The organism is Rhizobium sp. BK376 (assembly GCF_004341625.1).
Taxonomy (GTDB): domain Bacteria; phylum Pseudomonadota; class Alphaproteobacteria; order Rhizobiales; family Rhizobiaceae; genus Rhizobium.
Genome location: NZ_SLZG01000004.1, coordinates 66534 through 82942, shown reverse-complemented (window position 1 = coordinate 82942; position 16409 = coordinate 66534). Strand labels below are relative to the sequence as shown.

At 60.8% G+C, this 16409-nt stretch carries 18 protein-coding genes; 13 read left to right on the top strand and 5 right to left on the bottom strand.

Annotated elements, in window-relative coordinates:
* Positions 1-36 precede the first annotated feature (36 nt).
* Genes EV561_RS12435 through EV561_RS12425 form a run of 3 tightly spaced genes read left to right on the top strand, consistent with a single transcriptional unit; the run spans position 37 to position 3064 of the window.
* Positions 37-627 (top strand): shikimate kinase, encoded by a 591-nt coding sequence (locus tag EV561_RS12435; RefSeq protein WP_132521833.1) that lies wholly within the window; start codon positions 37-39, stop codon positions 625-627.
* Positions 624-1757: a 3-dehydroquinate synthase gene (aroB, locus tag EV561_RS12430; protein WP_132521831.1), complete on the top strand. Its 1134-nt coding sequence runs from the start codon at positions 624-626 to the stop codon at positions 1755-1757. Before EV561_RS12435 ends, aroB begins: the two co-directional genes overlap by 4 nt.
* Positions 1754-3064: an HlyC/CorC family transporter gene (locus EV561_RS12425; protein WP_132521829.1), complete on the top strand. Its 1311-nt coding sequence runs from the start codon at positions 1754-1756 to the stop codon at positions 3062-3064. The genes aroB and EV561_RS12425 overlap by 4 nt, the downstream gene beginning before the upstream one ends.
* A gap of 3 nt (positions 3065-3067) precedes the next feature.
* On the opposite strand, the gene EV561_RS12420 is transcribed toward EV561_RS12425, so the two are convergent.
* The gene (locus tag EV561_RS12420; RefSeq protein ID WP_132521827.1) at positions 3068-3349 is read right to left on the bottom strand and encodes a BolA family protein; all 282 of its coding nucleotides are present in this window, start codon (positions 3347-3349) and stop codon (positions 3068-3070) included.
* 110 nt (positions 3350-3459) lie between these two features.
* Between EV561_RS12420 and EV561_RS12415 the strand changes: the two genes are divergently transcribed.
* The 5 genes from EV561_RS12415 to EV561_RS12395 all read left to right on the top strand — a co-directional run bounded on the left by EV561_RS12415 (position 3460) and on the right by EV561_RS12395 (position 8844).
* Positions 3460-4077: a J domain-containing protein gene (locus EV561_RS12415; RefSeq protein WP_132521825.1), complete on the top strand. Its 618-nt coding sequence runs from the start codon at positions 3460-3462 to the stop codon at positions 4075-4077.
* Positions 4078-4393: 316 nt separating this feature from the next.
* Complete coding sequence (gene cobS / locus EV561_RS12410; protein WP_132521823.1) at positions 4394-5386, top strand: cobaltochelatase subunit CobS; 993 nt, start codon at positions 4394-4396, stop codon at positions 5384-5386.
* Between the two features lie 15 nt (positions 5387-5401).
* A complete protein-coding gene (gene cobT / locus EV561_RS12405; protein WP_132521821.1) occupies positions 5402-7303 on the top strand; it encodes a cobaltochelatase subunit CobT in 1902 nt (633 codons plus the stop codon).
* A gap of 85 nt (positions 7304-7388) precedes the next feature.
* Positions 7389-8438 carry an esterase-like activity of phytase family protein gene (locus EV561_RS12400; protein ID WP_132521819.1) on the top strand — a complete coding sequence of 350 codons (1050 nt, stop codon included), beginning with the start codon at positions 7389-7391 and terminating at the stop codon, positions 8436-8438.
* Positions 8439-8487: 49 nt separating this feature from the next.
* A complete protein-coding gene (locus EV561_RS12395; protein ID WP_132521817.1) occupies positions 8488-8844 on the top strand; it encodes a hypothetical protein in 357 nt (118 codons plus the stop codon).
* 124 nt (positions 8845-8968) lie between these two features.
* Here EV561_RS12395 and EV561_RS12390 read toward each other — a convergent pair whose 3' ends face one another.
* Together EV561_RS12390 and rpmB are read right to left on the bottom strand one after the other, a co-directional pair.
* Positions 8969-9604 (bottom strand): VUT family protein, encoded by a 636-nt coding sequence (locus EV561_RS12390; RefSeq protein WP_132521815.1) that lies wholly within the window; start codon positions 9602-9604, stop codon positions 8969-8971.
* Positions 9605-9759: 155 nt separating this feature from the next.
* On the bottom strand, positions 9760-10059 hold the full coding sequence (gene rpmB / locus EV561_RS12385; RefSeq protein ID WP_132521813.1) for a 50S ribosomal protein L28: 300 nt from the start codon (positions 10057-10059) through the stop codon (positions 9760-9762).
* 247 nt (positions 10060-10306) lie between these two features.
* On the opposite strand from rpmB, the gene EV561_RS12380 reads away from it, so the two are divergent.
* Together EV561_RS12380 and EV561_RS12375 are read left to right on the top strand one after the other, a co-directional pair.
* Complete coding sequence (locus tag EV561_RS12380; RefSeq protein WP_132521811.1) at positions 10307-11080, top strand: DUF3108 domain-containing protein; 774 nt, start codon at positions 10307-10309, stop codon at positions 11078-11080.
* 51 nt (positions 11081-11131) lie between these two features.
* Entirely contained in the window at positions 11132-12028 is an 897-nt protein-coding gene (locus EV561_RS12375) for an EamA family transporter (protein WP_132521809.1), read from the top strand.
* Between the two features lie 4 nt (positions 12029-12032).
* Here the strand turns inward: EV561_RS12375 and EV561_RS12370 are convergent, their stop codons facing one another.
* Both EV561_RS12370 and gloB read right to left on the bottom strand, forming a co-directional pair.
* Positions 12033-12458 (bottom strand): cupin domain-containing protein, encoded by a 426-nt coding sequence (locus EV561_RS12370; RefSeq protein WP_132522605.1) that lies wholly within the window; start codon positions 12456-12458, stop codon positions 12033-12035.
* Between the two features lie 69 nt (positions 12459-12527).
* Positions 12528-13298 carry a hydroxyacylglutathione hydrolase gene (gene gloB, locus EV561_RS12365; RefSeq protein WP_132521807.1) on the bottom strand — a complete coding sequence of 257 codons (771 nt, stop codon included), beginning with the start codon at positions 13296-13298 and terminating at the stop codon, positions 12528-12530.
* Positions 13299-13353: 55 nt separating this feature from the next.
* Here gloB and EV561_RS12360 point away from each other — a divergent pair, with 55 nt between their 5' ends.
* From EV561_RS12360 to EV561_RS12350, 3 genes are all read left to right on the top strand, one after another.
* Entirely contained in the window at positions 13354-14127 is a 774-nt protein-coding gene (locus EV561_RS12360; RefSeq protein WP_132521805.1) for a class I SAM-dependent methyltransferase, read from the top strand.
* Positions 14128-14363: 236 nt separating this feature from the next.
* Positions 14364-15473, top strand: a complete 1110-nt coding sequence (gene hisC, locus EV561_RS12355) for a histidinol-phosphate transaminase (RefSeq protein ID WP_132521803.1) — start codon at positions 14364-14366, stop codon at positions 15471-15473.
* Entirely contained in the window at positions 15470-16399 is a 930-nt protein-coding gene (locus EV561_RS12350) for a prephenate/arogenate dehydrogenase family protein (RefSeq protein ID WP_132521801.1), read from the top strand. Before hisC ends, EV561_RS12350 begins: the two co-directional genes overlap by 4 nt.
* Positions 16400-16409 lie beyond the last annotated feature (10 nt).

Here is a 16409-nt window from a genome sequence, read left to right as displayed (position 1 = left end):
GACGATACCGTTTACAAACAAATTGTGAATGGGCCTATGACTGAACCAGTTCTGATCCTTGCCGAAAGCCTTAGAGACAGGGCGCGGAGTGCGTTGGGCCAGCGCAACCTCGTTTTGGTCGGCCTCATGGGCGCCGGCAAATCCTCGATCGGCAAGATTGTCGCGGGCCAGTTGAACATCCCCTTCGTCGATACTGATGCCGAGATCGAGCGCGTATCGCGGATGACGATTTCCGAGCTTTTCGCCTCCTATGGGGAGGATGAATTCCGGGCCCTTGAGGCGCGGGTCATGAAGCGGTTGCTGAAAGGCGGCCCGCGCGTGGTGTCGACGGGTGGCGGTGCCTTCATCAACGATCAAACCCGCCGGCACATCAAGCGCGGCGGCCTGTCGATCTGGCTGAAGGCCGATCTCGATGTTCTCTGGGAACGGGTCAACAAGCGCGATACAAGGCCGCTGCTGAAAACCGAGAACCCGAAACAGACCCTCGAAAATCTAATGAACGCGCGCTATCCGATCTATGCGGAAGCCGACCTCACGGTCCTGTCGCGCGACGTGAACAAGGACGCGATGGCGAAGGAGGTTCTTGCCGCCATCGTCGCCGGGAAACAGGAAAGCTTAGTTCCATGAATGCGATCACCTCCACTTCTGCCGAGCGCCTCGTTCACGTGCCGCTCGGCGAACGGGCCTACGATATCCTGATCGGCCCCGGCCTCATCGCAGGCGCAGGTAGGGAAATCGCCGCACGGCTGAAGGGGCGCAAGGCTGCAATCGTGACCGACGAGAATGTCGCGCCGCTTTATCTCGATGCACTGGTTGCGAGCCTAGAAGCAGCAGGGATTGCCGCGTCGAGCCTTGTTCTGCCGGCCGGCGAGAAGACCAAGAGCTTCGAACACCTGATGACGGTCTGCGATGCGGTTCTGGAAGCCCGCGTCGAACGCAACGATGCCGTCATCGCGCTCGGCGGCGGCGTGATCGGCGATCTCGCCGGCTTTGCCGCCGGCATCGTTCGACGCGGCGTCCGTTTCGTGCAGGTCCCGACATCGTTGCTCTCACAGGTCGACTCTTCCGTCGGCGGCAAGACCGGGATCAATACGCGTCACGGCAAGAATCTTGTCGGTGTATTCCACCAGCCGGATCTGGTGCTTGCCGACACCGACGTGCTGAACACATTGAGCGAGCGCGAATTCCGTGCCGGATATGCCGAGGTCGCCAAATACGGTTTGATCGACAAGCCGGAGTTCTTTGCCTGGCTGGAGGCGAACTGGCAGCAGGTTTTCGCCGGCGGTGCCGCTCGCATCGAGGCGATTGCTGCAAGCTGCCAGGCAAAGGCGGATGTGGTCGTTGCCGATGAGCGCGAGACCGGGCCGCGGGCGCTACTCAATCTCGGCCATACGTTCGGCCACGCGCTGGAAGCCGCTACCGCCTATGACAGCAGCCGGCTGGTGCATGGCGAAGGCGTTTCGATCGGCATGGTGCTGGCGCATCAATTCTCGGCCCGGCTTAATCTTGCGAGCCCGGACGATGCCGGTCGCGTCGAGGCGCATCTGAAGGCGGTCGGTCTTCCGACGCGTATGGATCAGATACCGGGCGCGCTGCCGCCCGCCGAAGTGCTGATGGACGCGATCGCGCAGGACAAGAAGGTCAAGAGCGGCAAGCTCACCTTCATCCTGACGCGTGGCATCGGCCAGTCCTTCGTCGCCGATGGCGTGCCTGCTTCCGAAGTCCTCAGCTTTCTCAGGGAAAAACATCCGAAATGACGCTCGAAGGCACAATTGCGGCTTTGATCGAATATTGGCCGGAGATCATTTCGATCGTCATCCTGGTGCTGCTGTCTGCCTTTTTCTCAGGTTCGGAGACGGCGTTGACCGCCGCGTCCCGGAGCCGCATCTACACGCTGGAAGCCAATGGTGACGAGCGGGCCAGCATTGTCCGGAAATTGATCGAGCGTCGCGACCGGCTGATCGGCGCGCTCTTGATCGGCAACAACCTCGCCAACATCCTGTCGTCTTCGATCGCGACCAGCCTGTTCCTCGGGCTCTTCGGCAATTCGGGCGTGGCGCTCGCCACCCTTGCGATGACGGTTATCCTCGTCATATTTGCGGAAGTGCTGCCGAAGAGCTGGGCGATCTCGACGCCCGATCGCTTTGCCCTCAATGTTGCAGGCACGGTCAATCTCTTCGTTGCCGTCGTCGGGCCGATATCGAGCTTCGTCAATGCCATCGTGCGATGGATCCTCGGTCTCTTCGGCATCAACCTTTCCAAGGAAGTGTCGATGCTTTCCGCGCACGAGGAGCTGCGCGGCGCCGTCGACCTGCTTCATCGCGAGGGATCTGTCGTCAAGGCCGACCGCGACCGGCTCGGCGGCGTTCTCGATCTCGGCGAGCTTGAGCTCTCGGACATCATGGTCCACCGCACCGCCATGCGCGCCATCAATGCCGACGATTCGCCTGAAGCGGTGGTGCGCAATATCCTCGAAAGCCCCTATACGCGCATGCCGCTCTGGCGGGGCACGATCGACAACATCATCGGCGTGATACATGCCAAGGACCTGTTGCGCGCGTTGGCCGAGCCGAATGTCGAGCCGGAAAACCTCGACATCGTCAAGATCGCGCAGAAGCCCTGGTTCGTGCCTGACAGCACCAATCTCGAGGACCAGCTCAACGCCTTCCTGCGCCGCAAGCAGCATTTCGCCGTCGTGGTCGACGAATATGGCGAAGTGCAGGGCATCGTGACGCTGGAGGATATCCTCGAGGAAATCGTCGGCGATATTTCCGACGAGCACGATCTCGATATCCAGGGTGTGCGCCAGGAAGCGGACGGCTCGATCGTGGTCGACGGCACGGTACCGATCCGCGACCTCAACCGCGCGCTCGACTGGGATTTGCCGGATGAGGAGGCGACCACCATTGCCGGCCTCGTCATTCACGAATCCATGACCATTCCCGAGGAACGGCAGGCCTTCACCTTCTATGGGAAGCGCTTCATCGTCATGAAGCGGGAAAAGAACCGAATCACCAAGCTGCGCATTCGTCCCGCCGATATGGAAGAGACGAAGGCGACGTAGCGCCTACCAGCGCGTCTGCTCGCCCGGTGCGGCCGGTTCGACCGCAAGCGCGTGCAGCCCCGCGTCGAGTTCCGGCTTCAGAAGCTCGGTGATCGCGCGATGGCGTGCGAGTCTTGGCATGCCGGTGAATTTCGCCGAAACGATCCTGACCCGCATGTGGGTTTCGCCTTCGCCCGTTATGTCAGGCTGATGCCCGGCATGCATGTGGCTTTCATTGATGACGGCCAGGCGTTCAGGCGCGAAGGCGTTGCGGAGTTTTTCCTCAATGCGGGATTGAAGTGTCATCGGCGGCACTCTCGTTGTTTTTGTCATTGGCGAAAACCGGGCACAAAGCCAGCAACATTCCCATTTGTCAATTCTTGTTGTGAAGCGCTCGCGGCCCCATAATTAGCGGCATGGGACTTGATTCAAAATATTTCGACCGCCTCCGCACTCGCCGGAAGCGGGCGCCGGAAGCCGAGCAGGCCGCGCCGACGTGTCAGTGGGATGGCTGCGACAAGCCAGGGGTGCATCGTGCGCCCGTGGGACGGAATGCGGAAGGCCAGTTCTTCCTTTTCTGCTTCGAGCACGTGAAGGAATATAACAAGGGCTACAATTATTTTTCCGGCCTTTCGGACGGCGAGATCGCCCGTTACCAGAAGGAAGCGATTACCGGTCACCGGCCGACCTGGACCGTTGGCGTCAACAAGGCTGCCCGCAACAGCCCGCTGCAGTCAGACATCCGGTCGGGTTCGCATTCCCGTATTCGCGATCCGTTCGGCTTTGTCGCCGAGGGGCGTGGCAATGGGCCGCGCTTCGAGCCGCAGGCGCGCAAATTGAAGACACTCGAGGCGAAAGCCTTCGACACGATGGGCCTTGGCGCCAATGCAACCGCCAAGGACATTAAAACACGCTATAAAGAGCTGGTGAAGAAGCATCATCCTGACGCCAATGGCGGCGACCGCGGTTCGGAAGATCGCTTCCGTGAGGTCATCCAGGCATACCAATTGTTGAAGCAGAACGGATTTTGCTGAACGGCGTCCTTGCTCTACCGGTTAGATGAGGTATGGTCCAGATCGGTCAGGATTGCGAGGCAACCGAGGGGTAACCTTGTGCGTTTGCCTTTTCGATCCCGAGCCGACCTTCCGGACGTGGCGTTTCTTGTCCGGGACACTGTTTAGAATGCTCGGCAGTCCGGCTTTTGGCCGCATCGAGGTTTCGCTTCAGTCCCGGAGAAGAATCGCCAACGTCCCGACGTATCCGGTCGGGCGGACGACCGCCTGCGGGATACGGTTGCGAAACTGGATATGACAATACGGCCGGGTGGCGATCATCCGCCTTGGAGACATGATGAGCAAGATTGACCTTGATATTTCCGAATTGCCCGACACCACCGTTTCGGTACGGGAAGTCTTCGGGATCGATTCCGATATTCGCGTTCCGGCCTACAGCAAGGGCGATGCCTATGTCCCGGATTTCGATCCGGATTACCTTTTCGACCGCGAGACGACGCTCGCCATCCTGGCCGGTTTTGCCCATAACCGCCGCGTCATGATCTCCGGCTACCACGGCACGGGCAAGTCTTCGCATATCGAGCAGGTCGCAGCCCGCCTCAACTGGCCCTGCGTGCGTATCAACCTCGACAGCCATGTCAGCCGTATCGACCTCGTCGGCAAGGATGCGATCGTCGTCAAGGACGGTCTGCAGGTCACCGAATTCAAGGACGGCATCCTGCCCTGGGCCTACCAGCACAATGTCGCGCTCGTCTTCGACGAATACGATGCCGGCCGCCCGGACGTGATGTTCGTCATCCAGCGCGTGCTGGAATCCTCGGGCCGCCTGACGCTGCTCGACCAGAGCCGCGTCATCCGTCCTCACCCAGCCTTCCGCCTGTTTGCGACGGCCAACACGATCGGCCTCGGCGACACGACCGGCCTCTATCATGGCACGCAGCAGATCAACCAGGCGCAGATGGACCGCTGGTCGATCGTGACCACGCTGAACTATTTGCCGCATGATCACGAAGTGAACATCGTCGCCTCCAAGGTGAAGAGCTTCGGCAAGGACAAGAACGGCCGCGACACCGTCTCCAAGATGGTCCGTGTCGCCGATCTGACGCGCGCTGCCTTCATGAACGGCGATCTGTCGACCGTCATGAGCCCGCGTACCGTCATCACCTGGGCCGAGAATGCCGAAATCTTCGGCGATATTGCATTTGCCTTCCGCGTCACCTTCCTCAACAAGTGCGATGAGCTGGAGCGTCCCCTGGTCGCCGAGCACTACCAGCGCGCCTTCGGCGTGGAGCTGAAGGAAAGCGCCGCCAATATCGTTCTGGAAGCCTGAGAAGGCTGAAAGCAGATGGCAGGTCGCGGAGACAACTCGAAAGCAAAGCCGGGCGCACCGGTGGACATGGAGCCATTGCGCCGGGCGATTACCGGCTGCGTGCGTTCCATTGCCGGTGATTCCGAAGTGGAGGTGGCGTTCGCCAACGAACGCCCCGGCATGACGGGCGAGCGCATTCGCCTGCCCGAGCTCTCCAAGCGGCCAACGGCGCACGAGCTTGCGGTTACGCGCGGTCTCGGCGATTCCATGGCGCTCAGGCTCGCCTGCCACGACGATCGCGTCCACGCAACCATGGCACCCCAGGGTACGGACGCCCGAGTCATCTTCGACGCCGTCGAGCAGGCGCGGGTGGAATCGATCGGCGCGCTGCGCATGAGCGGCATGGCATCCAATCTCGCGGAGATGAATTCGGAGAAATATTCCAAGGCGAATTTCTCCGGCATCGAACGGCAGGAAGATGCGCCGATCGGTGAAGCCATGGCCATGATCGTGCGCGAGAAGCTGACCGGCCAGAAGCCGCCGGCAAGTGCCGGCAAGGTGCTCGACCTCTGGCGGTCGTTTATCGAGGACAAGGCAGGAAGCCAGCTCGACAATCTGACCGGCGCCATCAACGATCAGCAGAGCTTTGCCAAGGTCATCCGCAACATGCTGTCCGCCATGGAAATGGCGGAGGACTACGGTGACGACGATCTCGACGAGAACGAGGAAGAGACCTCGACCGACGAGGATCAGCCGCGCGGCGAGGAACAGGACCAGGAAGACGTCGAGGAAGATGCCGGCGATGATGCCGCTCCTGCCGAAGATAGCGAGCAGTCGGAAGAGCAGATGGAAGACGGCGAGCAGGACGGCGCCGAGATCTCCGACGACGATATGCAGGACGAGGGCGAGGACGATTCCGAGACGCCTGGCGAGACCCGCCGTCCGAACACGCCTTTCTCCGATTTCAACGAAAAGGTCGATTATCACGTCTACACCGAGGAATTCGACGAGACGATCACGGCACAGGAGCTGTGCGACGCCGCCGAGCTGGAGCGCCTGCGCGCCTTCCTCGACAAGCAGCTGGCGCATCTGCAGGGTGCGGTTGGGCGTCTTGCCAACCGCCTGCAGCGCCGCCTGATGGCGCAGCAGAACCGCTCCTGGGATTTCGACCTGGAAGAGGGCTATCTCGATCCGGCGCGCCTCCAGCGCATCATCATCGACCCGATGCAGGCGCTTTCCTTCAAGATGGAGCGCGATACGCAGTTCCGCGATACGGTCGTGACGCTGCTGATCGACAATTCAGGCTCGATGCGCGGCCGGCCGATCACGGTCGCCGCCACCTGCGCCGATATTCTGGCCCGTACGCTCGAGCGTTGCGGTGTCAAGGTCGAGATCCTCGGATTTACGACCAAGGCCTGGAAGGGCGGTCAGGCGCGCGAGAAATGGCTCTCCGGCGGCAAGCCGCAGACGCCGGGCCGTCTCAACGACCTGCGCCACATCATCTACAAGTCGGCCGACCAGCCGTGGCGGCGTTCGCGCACCAATCTGGGCCTGATGATGCGCGAAGGCCTGCTCAAGGAAAATATCGACGGCGAGGCGCTGATCTGGGCGCATAACCGCCTGCTCGCCCGCCGCGAACAGCGCCGCATCCTGATGATGATTTCGGATGGTGCGCCGGTCGACGATTCGACGCTGTCGGTCAATCCGGGCAACTATCTCGAGCGGCACCTGCGCGCCGTCATCGAGCAGATCGAGACGCGCTCTCCGGTGGAACTGCTGGCGATCGGTATCGGCCATGACGTGACGCGCTATTATCGCCGCGCCGTGACGATCGTCGATGCCGATGAGCTGGCAGGCGCCATGACCGAGCAGTTGGCCTCGCTCTTCGAGGACCAGTCGAGCCTGCCTCGCGCCGGCCGCATGCGTCGCGCAGGCTGACGCCTCTACCGTATTTCTTCGCATCGGCCGCCCGGCCGATGCCCGATCCCGACGACATGCCGTTCAACTGGATGCAGGGCCTCCCATGAAGCGTCTTTGCCGCGTGACCATGCTGTTCGTCCTGCTCGCCGGCTGTGTATCGGCGACAACGGGGCCGGCGGGTGGCCCTGCTCCAATCCATGGGACTGTCATCTCGAAGTTTCGCGTCGGGTCCGACCAGACGATCTTCGGTTCGCTGGAATTTCTGGGCGGGCTGTCGCTCAGTTCGAGCAACCCGCTTTACGGTGCCGTCTCGGCGATCCGCTTCAGGCCGGACCAGCGCCATTTCATTTCCGTGCTGGATACCGGACATTGGCTGACCGGGGCGATCGAGCGCGATGCGGATGGCAAGCTGGCCGGGATTTCCGATGCCGCCATCACGCCGATGCAGGATCGCTTTGGCCAGACCCATGAGGGCAAGGGTGCCATGGACGCCGAAGGCGTGGCACTGCGCGATCATACCGTGCTTGTCAGCTTCGAAGAGTACCACCGCGTCGACGTCTATCCCGACCCGGGTTTCGAAACCTCACCGCCGACCAAGACATTGCCGATTTGGATTCCGAAAAATCAGCTTCGCGGCAATCAGAGCCTCGAGGCGGTCATGGTCGCTCCGCCGTCCAGCCCGCTCGCCGGATCCGCTGTCATCGTCACGGAACGGAGCCTGGACAAGGATGGCAACATGCTTGCTGCGATTCTGGACGGGCCGCAGGCAGGACGATTTGCCGTGCGGCACTACGACGATTTCGACGTCAGCGACGGCGTGTTCCTGCCTGACGGCGATCTATTGCTGCTCGAGCGTCGCTTCGATCTCGCCCACGGTATCGGCGTGCGCATCCTCCGCATCGCCGGCGGCGATATCAAGCCGGGCGCGCTGGTGGATGGAAAGATCATCTTCGAGGCCGATGGGAGCGACCAGATCGACAATCTGGAGGGGCTGGACGCTTTCCGCGCAGACGACGGCACCATTCATCTCATCATGGTGTCGGACGACAACCACTCGATCCTGCAACGCAATCTGATGCTGGAATTCCGGCTGCGGGATGGATCGCCGGCAGCCAAGCCCGCGACGACCGCGAGCCTCAGCGTTCAACATTAGATTATGTTGGCAATATACGGGCAACGTGCCCGCAAAGTCAGAGAGCTACGTGTCATTTCCGGAAGAAAAGATATGGGACGAGATCAACAACGGCTGGTCACGCATGTCTTTCAAACAGCGCTTTCTTTGGGAGACGATGAAGCGTCTCCCCGAGGAATGGCAATTGCGGGGCTATGGGAAATGTTGGGTCGTGGCCATCATCGGCTCGACCGTCATCTATTATAACCAGTACGGGCACGGCTTTAATTTATCTCTTTGGGTCAAATACGGACACATCGAGCAATATCAGTCTCTGCAATATGGGCTTGAAGAAGCCGTCGAGCGCATGCTCAAGGTGATAGAAACTGGATATGATATCGGGCCGTGGGGCGGGCCTCCGATCCCCGGAGAGTATCCGGGATCATAACTTCAAACGCTCTTTTACTGCGTCAACCATGGCGAACAGAGACTTGCCGTAAGAGAGACGCAGGGCGACGTTGTGCAGCTGAGCCAAGCTGGCCGCAGCAGAGCGCTGGCGGCCCTTGGCTCGATCAGGCAGCCGGAACAGCCTGCATCGGCTTGAGCCGGTTCATCAGCGCGCCGTAGGGGATCAGCATGACGAAGCCGACGATCGTCTTGACGGCGAAGTCGCCGAGCGCCCAGGAGATCCAGCGCGGAGCTTCCGTCGAGAACATGCCGAGGAGTGGCGCCTGTTCCAGCGCGAAGGGGACGTTCGGGCCGAAGAAGACGAAGAAGGGTGCGAAGGCGAAGGAGAAGAACATGACAGTGTCCAGCGCCGTGCCGACCAGCGAGCCGACGAGCGGTGCGTGCCACCAGGCCTGACGGCGCAGGCGGTTGAACAGCGAGATGTCGAGCAGCTGGCCGGCAAGATAGGCCGAGCCTGAAGCAATCGCGATACGCGGGTCAGATGTCACGAAGGAGAGGCCGACGCCGACGACGAAACCGCAGAAAACCACCTTGCGGGCAGCCTTGGGACCGAACTGGCGATTGGTGAGATCGGTAACGAGGAAGGCGACCGGATAAGAGAAGGCGCCCCAGGTCAAGAGGTCGGAGAGGTTGACGCCCGATATCGTGATATCCAGCGGAAACTGGACCAGGAAATTCGAGGCGACGACGACGACCGTCATCAGGAAAACGTAGATAAGGGTATGGCGTAGGGTCAGCATTTTTTTATCCTGGGTTATGCCACCAGTTGGACGGAACGCGCCGCCTTCGAGCAATCGAAGGGGTCGGCGCGCGGCGAAATTCAGGCAAAGCAAAAGGCTTGTCCGGATATCATCCGTGCAAGCCTTCGAAGCCTCAGACGATGAAATGCAGTCGCTTAGGCAGCGACAGCAGCTTCAGCCGACTTCTTGACGATCTGGCGACGCAGCAGGCGAGCGCGCATGGACAGCTCGTTTTCGCTTGCCTTGATCAGGAAAGCATCGAGGCCACCGCGGTGCTCGACGGAGCGCAGGGCGTGCGCGGAAACGCGCAGACGATAACGCTGGCCGAGAACGTCAGAAATCAGCGTGACCTGGCAGAGGTTCGGGAGGAACCGACGCTTGGTCTTGTTGTTGGCGTGGCTGACATTATTGCCCACCAGGACGGCCTTGCCGGTCAATTCGCACATGCGGGACATGGGTACACCTATGTTCGTTTTTCTAAGCCACTGGATGCCGTTCCGGGCAACACCCGGTTTGCAATCCAACAGGCCATGATTGGAAAGTTGCGGTTCTATAGTCAGAGGAGCCGCCCACGTCAAGCCAAACCTTGGCCAAACCTTGGACTTTCCCGCAATTCCGTCAAAAAGCTTGTGTTTCCTGCTTCTCGCAGCAAGCGTATAAAGCCCCTATATATGATGGCTGCCACCTCATAAAGGCTCGCCCATGTCTCGTTATCGAAAATGGATTCTGATTTCCGCTCTGGCAACCTTCGGGCCGACCCTTGGCCATGCGGAGGATTTGCATCATGAGACGCGGTATCGTGTGGCGCTCGCCGGATTTCCGATCGCGAGGGCAGATTTCCGCACCGAGGTGAAGGACAAGCATTTCACCATCCGTGGCGACATCGATTCCGCCGGTCTTGCCGATCTCGTCACGACCATCGAGGCGAAGGCCGATGTCTCCGGCACCGTCGGGCCGCAGAGACTGCAGGCCGCGCACTACACGCTCTACTACAAGAGCGGCCGCAAGCAGCATACCTATGACGTCGTCTACCAGGACGGCAACGTGACCTCGACCACCACGACGCCCGAACCAAAACGGCCGAAGAACTGGATACCGATCACGGAAGGGGACCTGCGGTCCGTCCTCGATCCGATCTCCGGGCTGATTTTTCCCGTGGGAACCAATATCTGCTCGCAAAATCTTCCGATCTATGACGGCGAGACACGAATGGATCTGAAGCTGTTTCCCAAGGGATCGCATCCCTTCTCGACGGATGGTTTCAGCGGCATAACCGTTTCCTGCGGCGTGCATTTCACGCCGAGATCGGGCTACAAGCAGAGCCGCGACGATTTCCAGTATCTGAGCAAGAGCGAAGGCATGGAGATCTGGTTTGCCAAGGCGGAAGCCATGAATGTCTACGCTCCGGTTTATGTCCGTGTCCCCACGAAGTATGGAACGGTGACGATAACCGCCGTGAAATATGGCAACGACTGAGGCTGAAAGTCTCCTTGGTCATTCCGTTTCCGGCCTGAGGGCAGGAACAGCATGAATCTTCGTGCGACGTTGATCGGATTTTCCGCCATTCTCATGTGGTCGTTCCTGGCGCTCTTTACCGCGGCCTCCGGGAGAATCCAGCCGTTTCAGCTTTCTGCGATCTGCTTTGCGATCGGCAGCCTGCCGGGCATCCTTGTGCTCGCGCTGAAACCTGAACGGCTGAAGCTTCTGCGGCAGCCCGTCAAGGTCTGGATATCAGGCATTCTCGGTCTTTTCGGCTATCATTTCCTCTATTTCACGGCGCTCAGAAATGCGCCGGCGGTCGAAGCCGGGCTCATCGCCTATCTCTGGCCGCTGCTGATCGTCGTCGGTTCGGCACTTCTGCCCGGCGAGCGGCTGCGCTGGTATCACGTGGCCGGGGCGGTCTTGGGTCTTGCCGGCACGGTTCTTATCGTCGGTCGCAACGGCTTTCATTTCGAGGGCGCCTATGGGCTCGGCTACGGAGCGGCCTTGCTCTGTGCTTTCACGTGGTCGGGCTATTCCCTGCTCACCCGGCGCTTCGATGCCGTCTCGACCGATGTCGTTACCGGTTTCTGTCTCGCGACATCTGTTCTTTCGCTTGCCTGCCATGTCGGGCTCGAGGCGACGATCTGGCCGGAAACGCCGTTCCAGTGGATCGCCATCGCCGGCCTCGGCCTGTTTCCGGTCGGTGCCGCATTCTATGCCTGGGACTACGGCGTCAAGAACGGAGACATCCAGATATTGGGTGCTGCGAGCTATGCCGCCCCGCTTCTGTCGACGATGATCCTGATGCTGTTCGGCTTTGCCGAGTCGAGCTGGGGGATCGCGATCGCCTGCCTGCTGGTGACCGGCGGGGCGGTCCTTGCCGCGCATCGCATGATCCTTCGCCGCTCGCCGGCCGAAGAGGCCGCTGCCGTAGCGGAGTGACTATTTAGTCGGCTACAGGCTTCCAGTCGGGCGCGGCCATTTCGAAGCTCGAGAACTGGAAGCCGGGCGATACGGTGCAGCCGACAAGCGTGAAATCGCCGAGCGTTTCCGCCGATTGCCACCAGTCGGCCGGGACAATCGCCTGTGGTCTCTCGCCGTTCAACAGGTTCGTTCCGAGCACGATCGTGTCGCTGGTTTGCCCGTCTGCGGAACGATGGAGCGCCAGGGGGGCGCCCGCATAATAGTGCCAGGCCTCGGCCGCATCGCGGACGCGGTGCCAATGCGACCGCTCGCCCTTCTGAAGCATGTAGTAGATCGCGGTCGAATGGCCGCGGTCGCCGCCATTCTCGTCCCGGAAAGTCTCGACATACCATCCGCCCTCGGGATGCGGCTGCATTGCGAGGGCCTGGATGATATCATCAGGCGTCAGATCAGGTTGAGGCATTGTGTCTTCCTGGGTGTCTTTCCGGTCCCGCTTCCTGCGATCGAGGCTTTGCGCTTAGAAATTGTCCTTGCGCTTGCGGATCTCGGCAAAGACTTCCTCGTTGCTGCGGCTTTCCATCAGCAGGTTGCGACGGATCGAGGGATCGGCGGCGCGCAGGAAGGGGTTGGTTTCCTTTTCAAGCGCAAGCGTCGTCGGAATGGTGAATTTTCCTTCCGCCCTCAGTGCCTCGATATCGGCGGCGCGCGATTTCAGGCGCTCGTTGTCCGGATCGATGGTGACGGCGAAACGGGCGTTGGAAAGCGTATATTCGTGGCCGAAATAGATGGCGGTTTCATCCGGGAGGACTGCCAGCTTCTGCAGCGAATGCCACATGTCCGTGGCCGGACGTTCGAAGAGCCGGCCGCAACCCAGCGCAAAGAGCGTATCGGCGGAAAACAGCAGCTTGTCGTCTTCGAAATGGTAGCAGACATGGCCGGCAGTATGGCCGGGCGTTTCGATGACATTGACCGTGTGGCCGCCGAATTCAAAACTGTCGCCGTCGCCAACCGCACGATCGAGGCCGGGGATCGCTACGGCTTCGTTGACCGGGCCGATGATCACGCAGCCGAACTGTTCCTTCAATGCCAGATTGCCTTCGACATGATCGGTGTGATGATGGGTCGTCAGGATATGCGTGATGTCCCAGCCCCGGCGCGTCGCCGCCGCGAGGATGGGCGCTGCCTCCGGTGCGTCAATGCAGGCGGTGAGGCTCGTTTCCGGATCGTGCACCAGTACGCCGTAATTATCGGAGCGGCAGATAAAAACTTCTATTTCCAAAGGTTTCATGACTGAAATCATCCCATATCCCTAGTCGCTTCGGGCAAATGTAGAGGCTTCGGCCTTGAAGTCCAACTGCCTGCTGATAACATTTACCGCAATGCACGCCGATATCGTCGATCTCCGCCAGTTCTACCATTCCGAGCTCGGTCGCTTGGCCGAGCACTCTATCGTCATGGCTCTTTCATCGATCTGGGCCCGGCTTCCGGAAGAGCGATTGGTGGGCCTTGGCTATTCCGTTCCCTATCTCGACCGCTTTCGCGTTGATACCGAGCGCACCTTCGCCTTCATGCCGGCGGGGCAGGGGGCGGTGAACTGGCCGATGGGGTCAGCGTCTTCGACGGCACTGATCTTCGACGAGGAACTGCCGCTGCCTGATTCCTCGATCGATCGCGTGCTGATGGTTCACTCGCTGGAATTCGCCGAAAGCCCGCGCGAGACGCTGAAGGAGTTGTGGCGGGTGCTGGCGCCTGGTGGACGCCTTGTCATCGTGGTGCCGAACCGCCGCGGCGTCTGGGCACGGATGGAGCACACGCCTTTCGGCTCCGGCCGACCCTATTCGCGCGGCCAGCTGACGCATTTGCTGCGCGAGACCAATTTTACCCCCGGCGCGACAGCTGAAGCGCTGTTCTTCCCGCCGTCCAAGCTGCGCGCCGTGCTGAGCCTCCGGCGCGCATTCGAGCGGGTAGGGCGCACGCTGTGGCCAGCCTTTTCAGGTGTTATTGTCGTCGAGGCACAGAAACGGCTTTATCAGGGACTGCCGGTCGCGGTGCGCGCATCCCGACGCGTCTTCGTTCCGGTTCTTGCGCCGCGTGGCGTGCCGACGACGCGGTTGTGAAAGACCCCTCCCCAACCCCTCCCCACAAAGGGGTAGGGGTTTGTCGGCCGCGCTGCCGAGGCTTTGATAGAGCCGAGGCCGTGCCGCGAACCTTCTCCCTCTTTGCCGGGAGATGGCCGGCAGGCCAGAAGGGGTCTTTTGTATATGCAATTACCTCCGGCCAAACCCGCAAACCCTCGACAAAAGCGCGCTTCACCGCTATTGCGACAGAACTATTTCATCCCAAGGTCGATCCCATGAGCACTGACATGACCAAGCCTGTTCCGCGTTCCGGCATTCTCGATATCGCCGCCTATGTGCCGGGCAAGGAGCATGCGCCGGGCGTCGCTAGGGTGTTCAAGCTGTCCTCCAACGAAACGCCGCTCGGCGCCAGCCCGAAGGCCATCGCGGCGGCGCGCGCAGCGGCCGATCATCTGGAGCGCTATCCGGACGGACAGGCGAAGGAATTGCGGCAGGCGATCGCCGACGTGCACGGTCTCAACCCAGCCAATATCATGTGCGGCAACGGCTCGGACGAACTGCTCGCCCTCTTGTGCCACGTCTATCTGGGAACCGGTGACGAAGCCATCGTCACCGAACACGGCTTTGCCATCTACAAGATCCAGGCCATGGGTGCCGGCGCGACGCCCGTAACCGTCAAGGAGAAGGATTGCACTGTCGATGTCGATGCGATCCTTGCCGCCGTTACCAAGAAGACCAAGATGGTCTTCATTGCCAATCCGGGCAATCCGACTGGCACCTATGTTCCGGTGAGCGAAATTCGCCGCCTCCAGGCAAGCTTGCCCAAGAACGTCATCCTGGTGCTCGACGCAGCCTATGCGGAATATGTGCGCCGGAACGACTATGAGGCGGGTATCGAATTGGTGTCCTCGAATGTCAATGTCGTCATGACCCGTACCTTCTCGAAGATCTATGGCCTTGCGGCCTTGCGTATCGGATGGATGTTCGCGCCGGCGGAGATCATCGATGCGCTCAACCGCGTACGCGCTCCGTTCAACATGAATGCCATGGCGATTGCCGCCGGTGCTGCCGCCATGCGCGATCAGGCTTTCACCGAGACGGCGGTAACCTACAATCTTCTCTGGATCGACAAGGTGACGAGCGCGCTTGAAGCGATCGGGCTCAAGGTGACGCCGTCGGTCGCGAATTTCGTCCTCGTCCATTTCCCCGATGCCGACGGCAAGCGGGCGCCTGAGGCCGACGATTTCCTGACGAGCCGCGGTTATATCGTGCGCGCGGTGCGGGGCTACGGTTTCCCGAACGCATTGCGGATGAGCATCGGCACGGAAGAGGCCAATCGCGGCCTCATCGAAACGCTCGGCGAATTTATGGGACGGACGGCATGAGCGACATCCAGTTCGACCGCATCTGCCTGATCGGCATCGGACTGATCGGCTCCTCGATTGCGCATGATCTGCGAAGGCTTAGCCTGACCAGAGAAATCGTCGTCGCCGACCATGGCGCCGCGGCACTCAAGCGAGCCGAGGAACTGCGGCTCGGCGATCGCTATTTGGCATCTGCCGCCGACGCTGTCAGGGATGCCGATCTGGTCATCGTCTGCGTGCCCGTGGGCGCGTCTGAAGCCGTGGCGAAGGAGATCGCTGGCAGCCTGAAGCCGGGCGCTATTGTTACCGATGTCGGGTCCACCAAGGCGTCGGTCATTGCGCAGATGCAGCCGCATATGCCTGACAACGTCAATTTCATTCCCGGCCATCCGCTGGCGGGCACTGAAAAATCGGGACCGGATGCCGGTTTTCCCGGCCTCTTCGAGGGCCGCTGGTGCATCTTCACGCCCCTTCCCGGCACTAACGAGGATGCGCTTAGGAAACTTCGCCGTTTCTGGGAAACGCTCGGGTCCAAGGTCGATGAAATGGATGCGGAGCACCATGACAAGGTGCTGGCGATCGTCTCGCATCTGCCGCACCTCATTGCCTATAATATCGTCGGTACGGCCGACGATCTGGAAACGGTGACGGAATCGGAAGTCATCAAATATTCCGCCTCCGGTTTCCGCGACTTCACGCGTCTGGCCGCTTCCGACCCGACCATGTGGCGCGACGTCTGCCTGCACAATCGCGATGCCATCCTGGAAATGCTGGCGCGCTTCTCCGAAGACCTCGCCTATCTGCAGCGGGCGATCCGCTGGGGCGAGGGCGACAAGATCTTCGACCTCTTCACCCGAACCCGCGCCATCCGCCGCTCGATCGTGCAGGCCGGTCAGGACGTGGACGCTCCGGACTTTGGTCGTCCGCACGGGCTGGAGAAGAAGTAGGATTCCAAGC

What these genes read in the sequence shown, in the direction of transcription:
- EV561_RS12435 (WP_132521833.1), top strand. Translation starts at nt 37, where the DNA reads ATGACTGAACCAGTTCTGATCCTTGCCGAAAGCCTTAGAGACAGGGCG.
- aroB (WP_132521831.1), top strand. Translation starts at nt 624, where the DNA reads ATGAATGCGATCACCTCCACTTCTGCCGAGCGCCTCGTTCACGTGCCG.
- EV561_RS12425 (WP_132521829.1), top strand. Translation starts at nt 1,754, where the DNA reads ATGACGCTCGAAGGCACAATTGCGGCTTTGATCGAATATTGGCCGGAG.
- EV561_RS12420 (WP_132521827.1), bottom strand. Translation starts at nt 3,349, where the DNA reads ATGACACTTCAATCCCGCATTGAGGAAAAACTCCGCAACGCCTTCGCG.
- EV561_RS12415 (WP_132521825.1), top strand. Translation starts at nt 3,460, where the DNA reads ATGGGACTTGATTCAAAATATTTCGACCGCCTCCGCACTCGCCGGAAG.
- cobS (WP_132521823.1), top strand. Translation starts at nt 4,394, where the DNA reads ATGAGCAAGATTGACCTTGATATTTCCGAATTGCCCGACACCACCGTT.
- cobT (WP_132521821.1), top strand. Translation starts at nt 5,402, where the DNA reads ATGGCAGGTCGCGGAGACAACTCGAAAGCAAAGCCGGGCGCACCGGTG.
- EV561_RS12400 (WP_132521819.1), top strand. Translation starts at nt 7,389, where the DNA reads ATGAAGCGTCTTTGCCGCGTGACCATGCTGTTCGTCCTGCTCGCCGGC.
- EV561_RS12390 (WP_132521815.1), bottom strand. Translation starts at nt 9,604, where the DNA reads ATGCTGACCCTACGCCATACCCTTATCTACGTTTTCCTGATGACGGTC.
- rpmB (WP_132521813.1), bottom strand. Translation starts at nt 10,059, where the DNA reads ATGTCCCGCATGTGCGAATTGACCGGCAAGGCCGTCCTGGTGGGCAAT.
- EV561_RS12380 (WP_132521811.1), top strand. Translation starts at nt 10,307, where the DNA reads ATGTCTCGTTATCGAAAATGGATTCTGATTTCCGCTCTGGCAACCTTC.
- EV561_RS12375 (WP_132521809.1), top strand. Translation starts at nt 11,132, where the DNA reads ATGAATCTTCGTGCGACGTTGATCGGATTTTCCGCCATTCTCATGTGG.
- gloB (WP_132521807.1), bottom strand. Translation starts at nt 13,298, where the DNA reads ATGAAACCTTTGGAAATAGAAGTTTTTATCTGCCGCTCCGATAATTAC.
- hisC (WP_132521803.1), top strand. Translation starts at nt 14,364, where the DNA reads ATGAGCACTGACATGACCAAGCCTGTTCCGCGTTCCGGCATTCTCGAT.
- EV561_RS12350 (WP_132521801.1), top strand. Translation starts at nt 15,470, where the DNA reads ATGAGCGACATCCAGTTCGACCGCATCTGCCTGATCGGCATCGGACTG.